16 protein-coding genes are annotated in these 16,048 nt (G+C 49.4%); 14 read left to right on the plus strand and 2 right to left on the minus strand.

Annotation, left to right across the window (positions count from 1 at the left end; genetic code table 11):
• The first annotated feature begins 296 nt into the window (after positions 1–296).
• The 5 genes from recA to VAE48_RS14690 all read left to right on the plus strand — a co-directional run bounded on the left by recA (position 297) and on the right by VAE48_RS14690 (position 6,099).
• Positions 297–1,322, plus strand: a complete 1,026-nt coding sequence (gene recA / locus VAE48_RS14670; protein WP_416181058.1) for a recombinase RecA — start codon at positions 297–299, stop codon at positions 1,320–1,322.
• Positions 1,323–1,422: 100 nt separating this feature from the next.
• The gene (locus tag VAE48_RS14675) at positions 1,423–1,911 is read left to right on the plus strand and encodes an NBR1-Ig-like domain-containing protein (RefSeq protein WP_322794078.1); all 489 of its coding nucleotides are present in this window, start codon (positions 1,423–1,425) and stop codon (positions 1,909–1,911) included.
• 12 nt (positions 1,912–1,923) lie between these two features.
• Positions 1,924–2,799: a C39 family peptidase gene (locus VAE48_RS14680; RefSeq protein WP_322794079.1), complete on the plus strand. Its 876-nt coding sequence runs from the start codon at positions 1,924–1,926 to the stop codon at positions 2,797–2,799.
• A 107-nt stretch (positions 2,800–2,906) separates the two neighbouring features.
• Positions 2,907–5,567 carry a CBS domain-containing protein gene (locus VAE48_RS14685; RefSeq protein WP_322794080.1) on the plus strand — a complete coding sequence of 887 codons (2,661 nt, stop codon included), beginning with the start codon at positions 2,907–2,909 and terminating at the stop codon, positions 5,565–5,567.
• Between the two features lies 1 nt (position 5,568).
• Entirely contained in the window at positions 5,569–6,099 is a 531-nt protein-coding gene (locus tag VAE48_RS14690) for a GNAT family N-acetyltransferase (RefSeq protein ID WP_322794081.1), read from the plus strand.
• A gap of 6 nt (positions 6,100–6,105) precedes the next feature.
• On the opposite strand, the gene VAE48_RS14695 is transcribed toward VAE48_RS14690, so the two are convergent.
• Positions 6,106–6,708: a hypothetical protein gene (locus tag VAE48_RS14695; protein ID WP_322794082.1), complete on the minus strand. Its 603-nt coding sequence runs from the start codon at positions 6,706–6,708 to the stop codon at positions 6,106–6,108.
• On the minus strand, positions 6,705–7,286 hold the full coding sequence (locus VAE48_RS14700; RefSeq protein ID WP_322794083.1) for a class I SAM-dependent methyltransferase: 582 nt from the start codon (positions 7,284–7,286) through the stop codon (positions 6,705–6,707). The genes VAE48_RS14695 and VAE48_RS14700 overlap by 4 nt, the downstream gene beginning before the upstream one ends.
• 175 nt (positions 7,287–7,461) lie before the next feature.
• Here VAE48_RS14700 and fusA point away from each other — a divergent pair, with 175 nt between their 5' ends.
• The 9 genes from fusA to VAE48_RS14745 all read left to right on the plus strand — a co-directional run.
• On the plus strand, positions 7,462–9,537 hold the full coding sequence (gene fusA / locus VAE48_RS14705; RefSeq protein WP_322794084.1) for an elongation factor G: 2,076 nt from the start codon (positions 7,462–7,464) through the stop codon (positions 9,535–9,537).
• A 6-nt stretch (positions 9,538–9,543) separates the two neighbouring features.
• A complete protein-coding gene (locus tag VAE48_RS14710) occupies positions 9,544–9,846 on the plus strand; it encodes a hypothetical protein (protein ID WP_322794085.1) in 303 nt (100 codons plus the stop codon).
• A gap of 24 nt (positions 9,847–9,870) precedes the next feature.
• Entirely contained in the window at positions 9,871–11,094 is a 1,224-nt protein-coding gene (locus VAE48_RS14715) for a hypothetical protein (protein ID WP_322794086.1), read from the plus strand.
• Entirely contained in the window at positions 11,081–11,395 is a 315-nt protein-coding gene (locus VAE48_RS14720; protein WP_322794087.1) for a MazG-like family protein, read from the plus strand. Before VAE48_RS14715 ends, VAE48_RS14720 begins: the two co-directional genes overlap by 14 nt.
• 15 nt (positions 11,396–11,410) lie before the next feature.
• Positions 11,411–11,962 carry an LOG family protein gene (locus tag VAE48_RS14725; RefSeq protein ID WP_322794088.1) on the plus strand — a complete coding sequence of 184 codons (552 nt, stop codon included), beginning with the start codon at positions 11,411–11,413 and terminating at the stop codon, positions 11,960–11,962.
• A 6-nt stretch (positions 11,963–11,968) separates the two neighbouring features.
• A complete protein-coding gene (gene proS / locus VAE48_RS14730; protein ID WP_322794089.1) occupies positions 11,969–13,402 on the plus strand; it encodes a proline--tRNA ligase in 1,434 nt (477 codons plus the stop codon).
• Between the two features lie 7 nt (positions 13,403–13,409).
• On the plus strand, positions 13,410–14,222 hold the full coding sequence (locus tag VAE48_RS14735) for a DNA alkylation repair protein (RefSeq protein WP_322794090.1): 813 nt from the start codon (positions 13,410–13,412) through the stop codon (positions 14,220–14,222).
• A gap of 155 nt (positions 14,223–14,377) precedes the next feature.
• Positions 14,378–14,650 carry a 30S ribosomal protein S15 gene (gene rpsO / locus VAE48_RS14740; RefSeq protein ID WP_322794091.1) on the plus strand — a complete coding sequence of 91 codons (273 nt, stop codon included), beginning with the start codon at positions 14,378–14,380 and terminating at the stop codon, positions 14,648–14,650.
• A gap of 190 nt (positions 14,651–14,840) precedes the next feature.
• On the plus strand, positions 14,841–16,048 hold a 1,208-nt coding region (locus VAE48_RS14745; protein ID WP_322794092.1), incomplete at its 3' end, for a polyribonucleotide nucleotidyltransferase.

Here is a 16,048-nt window from a genome sequence, read left to right on the forward strand (position 1 = left end):
AACTTTATTTCCACCCTTCCCACAACTGTCCACTTTTCAACTTTATAAGTGTCCACTTTTCAACTTTCGCTAACAGAGGTATTTTGTAAAAAGTTGATTAAATCCTTGACGAATAGAACAAATATACTATAATGAAATCAACAAACAGGGCTTGAAATTGCTCGTATTTTAGCGGATACAGATATAATCATAATAACCAGAACTCTTCAGGAGACCCATTCATGGCGCGTAAAACCCCTTCTTCCACTCCTTTACCGGCTGGCGGTGGCAATTCTCAGGATGATGCCCGTAAAGCCATGCTCGACAAGGCGCTCGGTGATATTCTCAAACGCTACGGCGATGGCGCGATTATGCGCCTTGGCGAAGCACAACATCTGGAGGTCGAAGCCATCCCCACCGGCTCGCTTTCACTGGACATTGCTCTGGGTGTCGGGGGTATTCCGCGCGGCAGAGTCACCGAAATCTTTGGTCCCGAATCATCCGGTAAAACCACCCTTTGTTTGCATCTGGTTGCCGAATCTCAACGAATGGGGGGCACCGCTGCGTATGTAGATATGGAACACGCCCTTGATCCGGCTTATGCTGCCCGCCTGGGGGTAGATATTGACAGTTTGTACATCTCTCAACCGGATACCGGCGAACAGGCATTGGAAATCACCGAAACGCTGGTGCGTTCCGGCGCGGTGGATCTGGTTGTGATAGACTCGGTTGCCGCATTGGTGCCGCGAAACGAGATCGAAGGAGATATGGGCGATGCCACAATGGGTATGCAGGCCCGCTTAATGTCTCAGGCATTACGCAAACTCTCCAGCGCGATTAACCAGACCAAAACTGCCGTAGTATTTACCAATCAATTGAGGCAGAAAATCGGCGTTATGTTTGGCAATCCAGAAACCACCCCCGGCGGTCTTGCCCTGAAATTTTACGCTTCCGTTCGGCTGGATATCCGCCGCATTCAGTCCATCAAGGTCGGAGCGGAAGTCATTGGTAACCGGGTTCGGGTAAAAGTGGTCAAAAATAAAGTTGCGCCACCCTTCCGCACAGCGGAATTTGACATTATGTACAACGAGGGCATTTCAAAGGTCGGTGATATCCTTGATCTTGCCACAGGACTGGACATCATCACCAAACGCGGGGCTTTCTTCTCCTACGGGGATATTCGCCTCGGACAGGGGCGAGAAAACGCCAAAGAATTTCTGCGCCAAAACCCAGAACTGGCACTCGAAATTGAAAACGCCGTGCGACAGCGAGCATTGGGAGGTGATATTCCCCTTGCTTTTGCATCGGATGGTGGTGATGAGGGCTTTTCAGACGATCTTTAACCTCTACGCGATGGATCATCAAAAGCCGTGTGACAGGAGATTATTTTCCATTCCGTCAAGCCTTCCAAAATTTATTCTGGCATGGGAACTCACAGTCCTGATGATGATTCTTCAGGGCTGTGTTTTTTCACCCCCCCAGCGAATCCCCGCTCCTGCCACTCAGGCTCCTCTGTTCCTGCCGCCCACTTCTGCGCCTCTGCGCAATGAACCCAGCCAAACCCCAGAACAATTCCAACCAACCCCCACTTTACCATGCGTTGATTCGCTCACATTCATCAGTGACCTGACCATCCCCGATGGCAGCATCATTCAAGCAGGTGCATCCATTGATAAGCGCTGGGAAGTTGAAAACAGCGGAACCTGCAACTGGGAGAGCGGTTATTTTCTGCGCTTAATTGCCGGAGATGAATTGGGCGCCGGTTTGCAGCTCGCTCTCACCCCTGCCCGTAGCGGAACTCGTACGGTCATCCGCATCCTTTTTCAGGCACCTGCCGAGCCGGGCAACTATCGGAGTGCCTGGCAAGCCCATAATCCCCAGGGCCAACCCTTTGGTGACCCGATTTTTATAGACATTGTGGTTGAGCCTTGAAGAATAACCTTCATGAAAAGCTCCTCATCCACCCAAGCCGGTAGTGCTGTTCCACTGATTTTGTTGTGGATTGGAGCAATTCTGGTCTTATCAGTCCTCCTCATGATTGGATTCGAACTTATATTGATTGAGGTCAATCCAATTGCCCGACCCTCCGTAGAATATTCCCCGCAAACCTCCTCACTCCCAATATTACAACTCGGTTCCGGTGGTTATCCGATCACACCCACCCCTTTTCAACCCCTTCCAACCTCTACCCCTACACCCATTCCATCCCCCACAAGCCAACCGACCCTTTCACCTTCACCCATCCCAACCGTAAAAATTCCGGCCTCCGCACGAATCGAAGCCATTCGCGGCTTTCCACAAACCCTCAACCTTTCCTGCGAATCCCGTTCAGCAGTGGATTGGGCTGGTTTTTTTGGTGTTTCAATCAACGAATTGGAGTTTTTATCTCAACTGCCCCAGTCCGATGACCCCAATAAAGGCTTTGTTGGCAATCCCAACGGCCCGGGGGGTTTAATCCCTCCCAACCCTTACGGTGTCCACGCCGCCCCGGTTGCAGCCTTGCTACGAGCGTATGGTTTGCCCGCTGAAAATATTGCGGGGTTAACCATTGACCAAATTAAAACTGAAATCGCTGCAGGCCGCCCTGTCATTGTATGGGTTATTTTTGGAACCATGCCCGGTTATGCCCTGCAGTACACAACTCAGGCAGGGGAAGTCATCAGTGTTGCGCCGAACGAGCATACCGCCATCATCATCGGATATGATCCTCAGGGAGTTGCCCTGCTGGATGGAGCGGCAATTTACTGGCGATCCTGGGATACCTTTCTTCAATCTTTTATGGTCTTAGGCAATATGGCAATCATCTACCGTAGTCAATAAGGCTCTTCTGAAAAATTTTTGGGAAATGACCGCTTTTCTTATGCCCAATCAGCATAATCAGCCCTGAGAACGCCCTTTTTCGCTATAAATTCCGTTACAATATAATCATGCAGGTTATTCTGACACATGAGCAAGCTGATTTTGACGCCATTGCCGCGTTACTGGCAGCTCATATTCTCAATGAGCGTGCCTTACCAGTATTGCCCCGCCGCATAAATCGCAATGTGCGCGCTTTTCTGAACCTCTATGGGGCTGAACTACCCTTCATTGAAGCTCGTGATCTTCCTCCCGAGGATATTGACATTGTTACACTCGTGGATACCCAATCTCTGATCACCCTTAAAGGGATGAAAGAGGACACCCTCGTTCATGTGATTGACCACCATCAAGCCCGTGAAGACCTGCCGTCCGATTGGACGCTCATCATCGAACGGGTTGGTGCTACAACCACCCTGCTGATCGAAGATATTCAAGATCATAATGGCCCATTGAATAATTTGCAGGCCACATTGCTGCTGCTCGGCATTTATGAGGATACTGGCAGCCTGACCTATAGCAGCACCACCCCGCGCGATTTACGCGCAGCAGCCTTTCTACTGGAACAGGGTGCCAGTTTAAGCCTGGCAGATGAATACCTTAATCCACCCCTCTCCGAGCAGCAACGCGAACTTTACAATCGTCTCTTACAAAATTCCGAAAGCCTGCACATCCATGGGCAACACATCATCATTGCCAGAGCCGATGCCCGCGACATCAACGAGGAAATTTCCAGTGTTGCCCACAAATTGCGTGATTTGTTAGACCCGGACGCCTTGTTTCTGATGGTGAATACCATTGAAGGCATCCGCATTGTGGCCCGTTCTGCCACTGAGCGCATCAATGTCGCTAAAACCGTTGCCCTGTTTGGCGGGCGCGGACATGAAAAAGCAGCCGCTGCGCTGATTCGCACCGGCGATAAGGCTGCTCAGTCCACAGCCGACCTCGAAGAGGTATATAACCGGCTGGTTGAGGTACTCCCCTCCATTGTTCAACCAGCCATTACGGTTGGAAAAATCATGTCCCGCAATCCGCGTGTGCTTAAACCGGAAACCTCTGCCCAGGAAGCCGCACGCTGGATGCAGCGCTACGGATATGAGGGCTACCCGGTTGTCAAAGACGGGCGGGTGGTCGGATTACTGACTCGTCGGGCGGTGGACCGTGCCTTAGCCCACAAACTTAACCTGCCCGCCATCAGTCTCATGGATGCCGGCGAGTTCTTTGTCACCCCAGACACGCCCCTACCCCATCTTCAGCAGCTAATGGCAGACACCGGCTGGGGTCAAATTCCTGTGGTTGACCCGGAAACCCGCCAGATCATTGGTATTGTTACCCGCACCGATTTGCTCAAACAAATTGGACGCGAGGACACCATTCAAACAGAGAGAAAAAATTTTGCCGACCGACTGGAAAAAGCCCTGCCGCCGGCTCGCCTGGCCCTGATCAAAACCATTGCTGAAGAAGCCCTCCACCACCACTTGCCAATCTATGTGGTAGGTGGTTTTGTCCGGGATCTCATTCTGGAACGTCCCTCGATAGATTTCGATCTGGTTGTTGAAGGAGATGCCATTGCGCTTGCCCGCGCGTTGGAAAAGAAATACGGTGGAAAAGTAACCAGTCACAGCCGCTTTGGCACAGCCAAGTGGCAAATCGGCTCTATACGCTCGGAACTGATTGAAAAAATAAAAGGCGATGGCGGACTGAAAGCCGAAGACTTGCCCGACTCCCTGGATCTTATCAGCGCCCGCACCGAGTTTTACAATTATCCGACCGCTTTGCCAACCGTTGAGCGAGGGAGTATCAAACTCGATTTGCACCGCCGGGATTTTACGATTAACACGCTTGCCCTGCGTCTGGATGGACGTCATTATGCCACGCTCTACGACTTCTGGGGCGGAATGAATGACATCAAGAAAAAACTGGTTCGCGTTCTTCATTCGCTATCCTTTGTGGATGACCCAACCCGCATGCTGCGCGCTGTCCGCTTCGAGCAACGTTTCAACTTCAGAATTGAAAGCCGCACACTTCAGTTGATGAATGAAGCCCACGACCTGCTGAAACAGGTTTCCGGTGACCGGTTGCGCCACGAGCTTGACCTGATACTTGCGGAAGAAAATCCGGTCAGTGCGCTCAACCGCTTGGAAGAATTGAATCTTCTTTCAGCGATTCATCCGGACCTCCACTGGGATTCATCTGCATCGAAAGCGTTGCTGCGCGTCCTCAAAGAACCGCTTGATCCCGCCTGGCAACTTCCCGAAGTGCTGGGGAATCAATCCATTCGGAATGCACTGGCCTACATGGTCTGGTTGATTCCCTTCCCACCCGAAAGCAGCCGTGCAATTTGTGAACGGTTAAAGTTAAGTCATCACCTTCAAAACGCTATTCTTTCAGGAAACCTCCTGATGGCTGAATTGCCGGATTTAGTCGGTCAATCCCCCAGCCGGGTAGTTGCCCGTCTTGAAGAAGCCCCCCTGCCAGCTCTTTACGCAATCATTTGTCTTTGCCCCGGCAAAGAAATTTGCGAACTGCTCAACCGATACGCTACCGAATGGCGAAAAGTTCAGCCGATGACTGACGGTTATACACTGCACGCTATGGGGATCGAACCCGGCCCGGTTTATCGCCGTATTCTTTGGGCGCTGCGCGCCGCCTGGCTGGATGGAAAAATCACCACGCGCGAGCAGGAGAATGCCCTCTTGAATCAACTGGTTTTCACCCAAACCATTCAATGATATGACGGCTCAGGTCTTACCCCGCGATTGGTTGGATGCCGTAACCTTCCGAAACGTTCGTAAGGAAGATTTACCTGCTCTGGAATGGGACGGAGAGTTCAGCCATTTTCGACGAGTGTATGCTGATGCGTTTGAACGCGCCCAGTTGGGTTACTGCGTGCTGTGGGTTGCCGATTTGCCGGAAAAAGGGATTATCGCCCAGGTGTTTATTCAATTAATCTGTAACCGCAAAGAATTGGCGGATGGGGTGAAACGCGCCTATTTGTACTCGTTTCGTGTCCATAAAGACTTTCGGGGTCAAGGTTTAGGCAGCCTCATGGTGCAACATGTTGAACAGGACTTAATTCGGCGAGGATTTCAATTCTTAACACTCAATGTCGCCAAAGATAATCTGGACGCTTTACGTTTATACCTGCGGCTCGGATTCCACATTATAGCGGCAGAACCCGGAGTCTGGTCGTATGTTGATGACAAGGGTATACGTCAACTGGTTGAAGAACCTGCCTGGCGCATGGAAAAGAGGCTCTATTAAGCCCGTTTACTTTTTTTGTAATTCGTCCAGTAATTTTTCTCCGTTAATTCCCGCCTGCAGCAATTGCTCTGCCCTCTCTCGCTTGAACCATAAATTTAACACCTCTCCTTCATTGCTGGAAAATTGAATACCAATGTAACCCGGCTGCAATCCGGGCAAAGCGGAAAGCGGAACTTCCAGAATCACGCCCAAAAGCCGGCCGGCAATATCACCCATTTCCGTTGGATGGTTTAGACTTTGAACGGGGACAACCATGTGGATGTCAGTTTGCATTACCGCAAAACGAACAATTTCGCCTTCCTCAGTTACGCAATTTTCACCATATGCTTCTGCAAATACCTGAATATCTTTAAAATCAGCCTGATTGAGCAGATTCTCAAATTCCTGGCTTATCTGGGGTAAGGGTTGGCTTGCCCACATATAGGCGCAGGGTGCCTGGCTTATAGCATCGGGAATTGTCGGTTGGTTTTCTGCCGTTAATTCTTTTTCGGAAATTAAATCCAGTGTCTTCACTGGAAAAGGTCGAATTGATTGACGGATTTGACAGGAACTCAGAATTAACGCCAACAATAATAAGCAAAGCCCGACCGCTGGAATTTTAATCTTCATGGAGAACGCTCCTTATGAAACCACAACCATACAGAAGGAAATTTCTGTCTTTCCCATCCTTCTGCTCTTCGAATAAGACGCAGAAAAGTCAACAACCGTTCCAAATCCTCATCATCAATCCCATGTGAACTGTCTGGAAAACTGCGATAATGGGCATAAAGGAGGAAATCTCCACCTTCCTTCAGTAAGCGCTGAACATTGTCAAGATACTTCTGTCGCTCATCCCAATTCAGCTGGTGAAAACAGCCGATATCCAGAATCAGGTCAAAGCCCGGCTTAAGGCGGTAAAGATTGGTAACGTCATCAACCCACAACTCCGCTCTCAATCCATGCTGACGGATTTTACTGCGCGCCTGCGCAATGGCAAACCGGGAAAAGTCCACTCCGCAAACCTGCCAGCCGGCTTTTGCCATCGTAACGAGATTAGTACCGCTCCCACAGCCCAAATCCAATGCTCTGCCCGGCGGATGATGCGAAAGATATTCCAGCAACTCAGGCGGGGATGTCCCGGTATCCCAAACCGTTTTTCCAACAGAATACCGCCATTCATACTTTATTCTTTTCAGCAATGATTTCATAAAACGATTTTAGCCTTATTCAGCAATTTGGTCACCCCAGAATTTGTAGCTGCTGATATAATAGGCAGGGTTTGTGGGAAAGAAAAGGTAAAACCACGCTGGGTGCTTTGACAATTTGTCATTTGCACCTTAAAATAAGCGAGTTAATCCCATGTAATGCAGAAGGGTCTGTTTCATGAAGGAATATACCACTGAGTCTATCCGTAATATCGCCCTTGCCTCACACAGCAGCGCCGGCAAAACCATGCTGGCAGAAGCCATGCTCCACCTGACTGGAGCAACCACCCGCCTCGGCCGGGTTGAAGACGGCACCACCATCTCAGACTTTGATGAAGAAGAGATTCGTCGTGGAATTTCATTGTACACCAGTGTCCTGCCGGTTGAGTATCGGGATGTTAAAATCAACCTGCTGGATACACCCGGTTATACCGACTTCATTGGCGAAGTAATCTCCGCTTTACGGGTTGCTGATGGCGCCATCATTGTAGTGGATTCGGTTGCCGGCGCCGAAGTGGGGACGGAAATTGCCTGGAATTATTGCAACACCTTTCAATTGCCGCGGTTTGTGGTCATCAACAAAATGGATCGCGAAAATGCCAACTTCCAGAAGGCTCTGGCATCCATTCAGAACCTGACCGAAACCCGCCTTATTCCAGTTCAACTGCCGTGGGGTGAAAAAGCCAGCTTTCAGGGTGTAATTGATTTGATTAGCATGAAAGCGTACAAAGGTGATGGCAAAACGGCAGTTGAAATTCCCGATGAATACCGTTCGGCTGCTGAAGAAGCCCGTTTTGCCCTTGTCGAAGCCGCCGCAGAAGGCGAAGATGAATTGTTGGAAAAATATCTCGAAAGCGGCGAACTCACCCATGAAGAAGTTGTTCGCGGTTTGAAAGCCGTCATCCGACAGGGCAATTTTGTGCCGGTTTTTGCCACTTCTGCAACCACCGAAACCGGCATCTTCCGACTGCTGGATGCAATTGTTGATTTCTTCCCATCCCCTGCGGAAATTCCACCAGTCAAAGCAATGGGTAAAAATGGTGAGGAAGAGTTAATTTCCGCTTCGGATTCGGGACCTCTGGCAGCTTACGTGTGGAAGACCACCGCCGATCCCTTTGTTGGCAAACAAACCTTTTTCCGGGTTTACTCCGGCATGGTCACTTCCGACAGCCGTGTCTGGAACCAAAACAAAGGTGTGGAAGAACGGTTTGGCACTGTCAGCATTCCGCGCGGAAAAGAAAACATGCCGGTAAAAGTAATCCACAGCGGTGATATTGGTGTAGTTCCCAAACTTTCTGAAACCATTACGGGAAATACACTGGTTGATAAGACCCACCCGCTCACCTTACCGGTCCCGGAATATCCGAACGCCCTTTACCGGGTCGCCATCTTCCCCAAAACACAGGCTGACTCGACCAAAATCAGCCCAACCCTTACCCGTCTGTGTGAAGAAGATATGACCCTCTCATGGTACAACGAACCGGCAACCCTCCAAACCATTTTGCAGGGTATGGGTGACCAGCACATTGATGTCGCCATCCGCCGGGCCGAAACCAAATTCCAGGTTAATCTGCTGATTGGCGAACCCAAGGTTCCTTATCAGGAAACCATTACCCGCAAAGCCAGCGCTATGTACCGCCATAAAAAGCAAACTGGCGGTGCCGGTCAGTTTGGTGAAGTTCATCTGCGGGTTGAACCCTTAGCCGATAAGGACTTTGAATTCACCTGGGAAGTGTTTGGCGGCGCCATCTCCCAAACTTATGCTGCTTCTATCCAAAAAGGTATCCAGAACGTCATGAAGGAAGGTGTGCTGGCTGGCTACCCCATCCGCGGTGTTCTGGTTGCCGTCTTTGATGGGAAAGAACATCCAGTTGACTCTAAACCGGTTGCCTTTGAAATCGCCGGTCGCGAAGCCTTCAAACTGGCCTTCAAAGATGCCGGCCCGGTGCTTTACGAGCCAATCATGAACGTTCAAATCATCGTCCCCGAAGAAAACATGGGGGATGTCCTGGGCGATTTGAATACCCGCCGCGCACGTGTGCAGGGCATGAACTCTGAAAAAGGCCGTTCCACCATCACCGCCACCGTGCCTCTGGCCGAAATGCTGCGTTATACCACCCAATTGCGCTCCCTCACTGGCGGACGCGGCATCTTCAACATGGAACTGGCCGGTTACGAGATGGTACCCCCGCATATTCAGGCTGAAATTGTTGCTGCCCGTCAAAAAGAACTGGCAGAAAAACGCGAAGAGTAATCACGTTTGAACGAAACAAGAGGTTTGTTTGTGCCTTCAAAGTGGCTCAGGCAGACCTCTTTTTTATTTTTTTATGATAGTCTTAACACGATGGATAACCTTGATCCGCTTCAATCATTTTGGGAAAACCTGCTCTCGCGCAATCCCACCCGGATTCAGTCCGCATTTTTAAGCCTTGACCCGACTTCAAAACAGGTGGTCATTGCCCATTTACAAAAAATGGCCACTGATCCCGGCTGGCACCCAGAGCAGGTTGAATCTGCCAGAGCTGCATTGGAGACAATTCAATCACTATTTAGTAAACCGTAACGAATGAGGGGGGACACAAAAAGAATGAAACAGTGGAAATATTATATAACATTCGTCATTGTGTTTTTATTCGTCTGGATATTGATGGCCGTTGGAATTCGGCAGGTGAGTGGAGATATTATCTTTGGAGCTGATTATTATACCTTTTACACTGCTGCAAGAATGTATTTATTCGATCGGATTAACCCGTATTCACAAGATGTTACTCAGGCAGCCCAACTCGGTATTTTAGGCAGACTGGCCACTCCAGAAGAAGACCAGCTGGCTTTTGCGTATCCTTTCTTTATGCTCTTTTGGGTTTTCCCATTTGCATGGCTGGATATTTCACTCTCACAGCCGCTTTGGATGAGCTTTAACATTCTTATTGCCTTGACCTGCCTGGTTAACACATTTCAAAATAAAAAAATTCTCGCTTTTCTTGGATTGACTTTTTATCCTTTTGTATATGGTATTATCCTGGGAAATTTCAGCAATCTAATCTGTTTTATTCTTTTATACTTTTTCGATCAGGTCATTTTCAACCAACCTACCCCTGCCAGACAAATTTTTCTTGGTTTTTTACTTTTCTGGACAATTGGCAAACCGCAATTGACCATTCTCGTACTCCTTTTTGCTCTACTGATTAGTCTGTATAAGAAATATCTCACAGTGATTATTTCGTTTGGAGTTTCTCTGGTTACAATTTCATCGCTCAGCATTTTATTCTTGCCCAACTGGTTTGAGTTATGGATTCAACGTATCCAGCAATATTCTGTATACGTTCAGGCAAAGCCGGCTAACCTTGCTCAAACGATCTTATCTTTCACGAATATCCCTGAGGGATTCATTCTTGCAAGTTTATCCATTGGAGTTGTTGCCGTATTTACTGGTTGGTTTTTAGCAGTTTACAAGTCCCAAAACTTAATCTTCCAAGAGGAAAAATTCAGGAATCTCTTATTTCTAAACCTGATAATCATCTTCACAATTTCCTTAATGCCTAGGACAGTATCAAATGATCAACTACTACTTCTCATTAACTTATTTTTAGGAAGCAAATTCCTGACAGATATGAAACACAAATATCATATCGTTGTATTAATTTGGTCATCTTATTCGGTCATTTCGTGGATTACTTTTGCGTTGCCAATTCCCGGAAATCTATCTTCAACACACACTCTGTATCCATCGGCTATTTCAACATCTTGGTTAATATTTTTCTGGTTATTATCAAAAAGTAAAATGAAAGAACTATCTCATGAACCTGCGTGAACTTACCTTTGCCATGCACCAGTTTGTTCAACAAAAGGGCTGGTACGAAGCGAACAGCCCCCGCCCACAAGCACCACGTAACATTGCCATCTCCCTATGCCTGGAAGCCGCAGAGGTGTTGGAACACTTCCAATGGAGTGAAACCACCAACAACCGTGAACAACTGGCCTCAGAACTGGCTGATGTAGCCCTATACCTCTTACAGCTGGCCCATCTATCTGAAATTGACCTTGAAGAAGCAATTTTGAGCAAACTACGAGAAAATTACCGGCGCACGTGGGATCAGGATCAGGTAAAATAAAGGGCATTCACAGCCATGAAAATTACGGTATTTGGCAGTTCCAAACCACAACCCGGACAACCCGCCTATCAGAACGCGATGCGGTTAGGTCGTTTGATCGCCGAAGGCGGTCACACCGTCTTGACCGGCGGCTACATGGGCATTATGGAAGCCGTATCGCGCGGAGCAGCCGAAGCCGGTGGGCATGTTATCGGGGTTACCTGTGAAGAAATTGAGCGTTGGCGCAAAAACGGACCCAATCCATGGATCAAAGAAGAATGGCGCTGTCAAACCCTGATTGAAAGAATCCAACGGTTGATTTATGCCTGTGATGCTGCCATCGCCTTACCCGGCGGGCCAGGAACCCTTGCTGAGACAACCCTCTATTGGAACTTACTTGTCATTCATGCCATCCCGCCTCGCCCGTTGGTGTTGGTGGGTGATGAATGGAAAAACATCTTTGAATCCATCCGCAAGGAAATGGTTGAAGCAGCCAACCCGCAGGATTGGGACAAAATTCTATTTGCAAGTGAAATTGATCAAGCCTACCTTTTTGCCGTAAATCAAAAACCCAAAGTTTCAGGATGATATTGCATGAGCACCGACAAATTACCCACCCGCAGTGAAAATTACTCCGAATGGTACAATCAGGTCATTCAGCGCGCCGAAATGGCTGATTACGCCCCGGTACGCGGCTGTATGGTCGTCCGCCCGTATGGCTGGGCATTATGGGAAAACATTCAACAAGCGCTGGATAAACGCTTTAAAGCAACCGGCCATGTCAATGCTGCTTTTCCGTTGTTTATCCCCATGTCTTTTCTTGAAAAGGAAAAACAACATGTTGAAGGATTTTCCCCCGAACTGGCTGTTGTAACCATTGGCGGGGGTGAAAAACTGGAAGAACCCTTAGTCGTTCGTCCAACATCCGAAACCATTATCGGCTATATGTATTCAAAATGGATAAAGTCCTACCGCGACCTGCCCGTTCTGATCAACCAGTGGGGAAATGTTGTTCGTTGGGAAATGCGCACCCGCCTTTTCCTGCGCACGCTGGAATTCTACTGGCAGGAAGGTCACACCGCTCACGCGACGGCCGAAGAAGCCGTTGAAGAAACTGTGCGCATGTTAAATGTTTATACCGACTTTGCTGTCAATGAAGCCGCTGTTCCGGTAATTCCCGGCAAAAAGAGCGAGACCGAAAAATTCGCGGGGGCAGTGGATTCGTACACCATTGAAGCGATGATGGGGGATACCCGCGCATTGCAGGCGGGAACTTCCCACTTTTTGGGGCAAAACTTTGCTCGCGCGTTTGAAATTCAATACCTTGACCCGAATAATTCCCTCCAGTATTGCTGGACAACTTCATGGGGTCTTTCTACTCGTTTCATTGGCGCCATCATCATGACCCATGGGGATGATCAGGGATTGATTCTTCCCCCCCGTTTAGCGCCGGTTCAAATCGTTGTCGTACCGATTTACAAAAACGATCAGGAACAATCAAAAGTCCTCGCTGCCATTGAGCAGGTTGAAAAACAACTCTCCGGTTGGCGTTTCAAAGCGGACTTGCGTACCGAGGTGACCCCCGGTTTCAAGTTCAATGATTGGGAATTGAGGGGTGTGCCGTTGCGTATCGAAATCGGGCCAAAGGATGTGGACAATGGGGTTGTGACCCTCGCCCGCCGCCACCTGCCCGGCAAGGCCGGTAAATCTACCCTTCCGCTCGATCAACTCTCGAACCAGATTGGCAGTGTGTTGGAAGAAATTCAAGCGGCGTTACTGGAACGCGCCACCCGATTCCGGGATGAGCATATTTTTGAGCCGAAAAATTATGACGAGCTAAAAGAAGTGGTACAAAACGGCTGGGCTTACTCCTGGTGGTGCGGCAGTGCAGAATGCGAAGCCAAAGTCAAAGAAGACACCAAAGCAACAACGCGCTGTATGCCGCTCGACCAGCCGGAAGGAAGCGGAACCTGCATAGTATGTGGTAAAGCATCCCGGCGCAAAGTTTACTTTGCCCGCGCCTATTGAAAGACGAATGCCAGCAGTATCCCTGGCTCATCTACAGAAACAGATCGAGTTGCTGCGCTGGAAATACACTCAGCCAGAAGAATTTGTGGCTGGGCTGCGAAACCTGCTCGAAAAATATTCAGACTATACGTACCGGGCAGCTGCAAGCGCTCCGGAGGCCAGCCGTCCGATAGATGCCTACCACGTACCCCCGGTAGTAACTCGAAAGATTGAGTTGACCTTGTATGGATTGGTTAATGAAAATTCTTCCCCTGCGCTAAACTTAGCGAATTTGCTCAGGCAGGAAGAAAAAGAAGAACCGCGCCTTCTGGCGATTTATCTTTTGGGGATATTACCTCCGTCGCAATTTGAACAGGTAATACAAACCATTGAAACCTGGGCATCTTCAGAAAACGATCCGGCGTTGCTCGAAGCACTTTTTGAGCAAGGCAGCAGCAATTTGCGCCGATACTCCATTCAGCACTGGCTGTCCAAAATTCAGGAATGGGCATCTCAGAACTCCACCAAATTCCAAAAGCTGGCTTTGCTGGCCCTCTTACCCCTTCTGAAAGACCGGCAATTCGAGGATTTGCCTCAGGTGTTTAATCTGTGCACCCCCCTCTTTCAGGGCGAGATTAGGGGTTTATCCTACGAATTGAGCCGGGTTTTGGTGGCATTATCCCAACGTTCGCCAGCCGAGCTGGCCTATTATATCCGCCAGTTGATTGGTTCAGCAGCATCCGATGATCTTCGCCGTTTGATTCGACGCTGTTTACCCGCCTTTCCGGATGAAGTTCAGGAACGGATTCGTCCTATTTTGCACAGGACAAGATCACCATGAACTATCTGCTTCCATGGCAGATCTTCAACACGCCCCACAATTTTCGGAATTTCTGGTATAATTTTGTATCGTGACTGGACCTTTTGGCGGTTTTAAGGCTGCCAAAATGGAGACCTGCTCAAATAAATCACGAAATGAAGGAGAAAGCAGACGTCATGACTTTGACAAAAGATGCCAAAGCCGAAATCATCGGCGAATACCACCGCCATGAAAGCGACACCGGTTCGCCGGAAGTACAGGTGGCAATTCTGACCAAACGGATCAACCAGTTAACCGAGCATCTGCGCAACAACAAGCACGATGAATCCTCCCGCCGCGGATTGCTTAAAATGGTTGGCCGCCGCCGCCGATTACTGGCTTACCTGCGTCGTAAGGATCTGGCGCGGTACCAGGCGCTTGTTGAGCGGTTGAACTTGCGCTACCGTTGAAATCAAGAAAACGAGTAGATGGCGGCAGGCAAGTACCATCTACTCGTTTTTTGAAGCCGGTAATTCGACCGCGATAATTTAATACTTGAACATCACCCCCACGGTTGGGTATTGAAACCTGCTGAGGAAATTCTGATCCTCGCCAGCTTTCAGTCCCTAACCGGGTGGGGGAAAAACGAGAGGAAAAAATATGAGTAAACCTGAAGCAAAAATTTACACAGCCCAGGTCGGTGGTCGTACCATAACCATTGAAACGGGCAAACTGGCCGGGCAGGCGGGTGGCGCTGTCACCCTTCGCCTTGGTGATTCAATCGTATTTGCCGCTGCAACCATGGGCGGCGTCCGGGAAGGTATTGACTTCTTCCCGCTATCTGTTGATTATGAAGAACGCATGTATGCTGGTGGTCGCATCCCCGGTTCTTTCTTCCGCAGAGAAGGCAAACCATCCGATGAGGCCATTCTCATCTCGCGCCTGATCGACCGTCCGCTGCGCCCGCTCTTTCAGAAAAACATGCGCAACGAAGTACAGGTGATTTGTTTCTCCCTGTCCGCCGATAAAGATAACCCGCTGGATATTCTTGCCGTCAATGCTGCATCAGCCGCTTTGATGATCTCCGACATCCCATGGGGTGGACCGATTGGCGCTGTGCGGGTTGGCCGCATCCATGGTGAATTCATCGTCAATCCCACTTTTGATCAAAAAGAGCAGTCCGATCTTGATCTGCGCATTGCCGGAACCCGTGAAGCCATCCTGATGGTCGAGTGCGGCGCCGACATCATTCCTGAAGATGTCATGGTAGAAGCCTTGATGTTTGGTCATCGCGCGCTGCAGCCCCTCATTGACGTGCAGGAAAAGATGGCAGCAGAAATTGGAAAACCCAAACGTGAAGTGACCATTGAAACCATTGACGAAAGCCTGATTGAACGGGTTCGCCAGCGCGCAGCAGCCGAAATTGAAGCACGGCTGGATGCCCCTCACACCAAAGCCGAACTCAATGAAAGTCTTGACGAACTTCGCGATACAGTTGTTGCCGAATTTACCGCCGAGGACGAAAGCCTCGTAAAAACTGTAACCGAAGCCTATGATCAAGTACTCAAGGAAGTTGTACGCAACCGCATTTTGAACCGCGGCATTCGACCGGATGGACGCACCCCAACAGAAATCCGCCCCATCTGGTGCGAAGTGGATGTTTCCCCGCGCGCCCATGGTTCTGGTTTGTTTACACGTGGTGAAACTCAGGTCTTGACTCTTGCCACGTTGGGAACCCCCAAAGAAGCCCAGGAGTTGGATAACCTCACACCGGTTGAAACCAAGCGGTATATGCACCATTACAACTTCCCGCCTTATTCAACCGGCGAAGTCAAACCGCTGCGCGGTCAATCCCGCCGGGAAATCGG

It is taken from the genome of Bellilinea sp. (genome assembly GCF_034432615.1).
Taxonomy (GTDB): Bacteria; Chloroflexota; Anaerolineae; order Anaerolineales; family Anaerolineaceae; genus Bellilinea.

Bases quoted from the DNA above. Each gene is read 5' to 3' on its own strand.
- VAE48_RS14675 (WP_322794078.1), top strand. From the start codon at position 1,423: ATGATGATTCTTCAGGGCTGTGTTTTTTCACCCCCCCAGCGAATCCCC.
- proS (WP_322794089.1), top strand. From the start codon at position 11,969: ATGAGCACCGACAAATTACCCACCCGCAGTGAAAATTACTCCGAATGG.
- VAE48_RS14685 (WP_322794080.1), top strand. From the start codon at position 2,907: ATGCAGGTTATTCTGACACATGAGCAAGCTGATTTTGACGCCATTGCC.
- VAE48_RS14735 (WP_322794090.1), top strand. From the start codon at position 13,410: ATGCCAGCAGTATCCCTGGCTCATCTACAGAAACAGATCGAGTTGCTG.
- fusA (WP_322794084.1), top strand. From the start codon at position 7,462: ATGAAGGAATATACCACTGAGTCTATCCGTAATATCGCCCTTGCCTCA.
- rpsO (WP_322794091.1), top strand. From the start codon at position 14,378: ATGACTTTGACAAAAGATGCCAAAGCCGAAATCATCGGCGAATACCAC.
- VAE48_RS14720 (WP_322794087.1), top strand. From the start codon at position 11,081: ATGAACCTGCGTGAACTTACCTTTGCCATGCACCAGTTTGTTCAACAA.
- recA (WP_416181058.1), top strand. From the start codon at position 297: ATGCTCGACAAGGCGCTCGGTGATATTCTCAAACGCTACGGCGATGGC.
- VAE48_RS14695 (WP_322794082.1), bottom strand. From the start codon at position 6,708: ATGAAGATTAAAATTCCAGCGGTCGGGCTTTGCTTATTATTGTTGGCG.
- VAE48_RS14690 (WP_322794081.1), top strand. From the start codon at position 5,569: ATGACGGCTCAGGTCTTACCCCGCGATTGGTTGGATGCCGTAACCTTC.
- VAE48_RS14725 (WP_322794088.1), top strand. From the start codon at position 11,411: ATGAAAATTACGGTATTTGGCAGTTCCAAACCACAACCCGGACAACCC.
- VAE48_RS14700 (WP_322794083.1), bottom strand. From the start codon at position 7,286: ATGAAATCATTGCTGAAAAGAATAAAGTATGAATGGCGGTATTCTGTT.
- VAE48_RS14680 (WP_322794079.1), top strand. From the start codon at position 1,924: ATGAAAAGCTCCTCATCCACCCAAGCCGGTAGTGCTGTTCCACTGATT.
- VAE48_RS14715 (WP_322794086.1), top strand. From the start codon at position 9,871: ATGAAACAGTGGAAATATTATATAACATTCGTCATTGTGTTTTTATTC.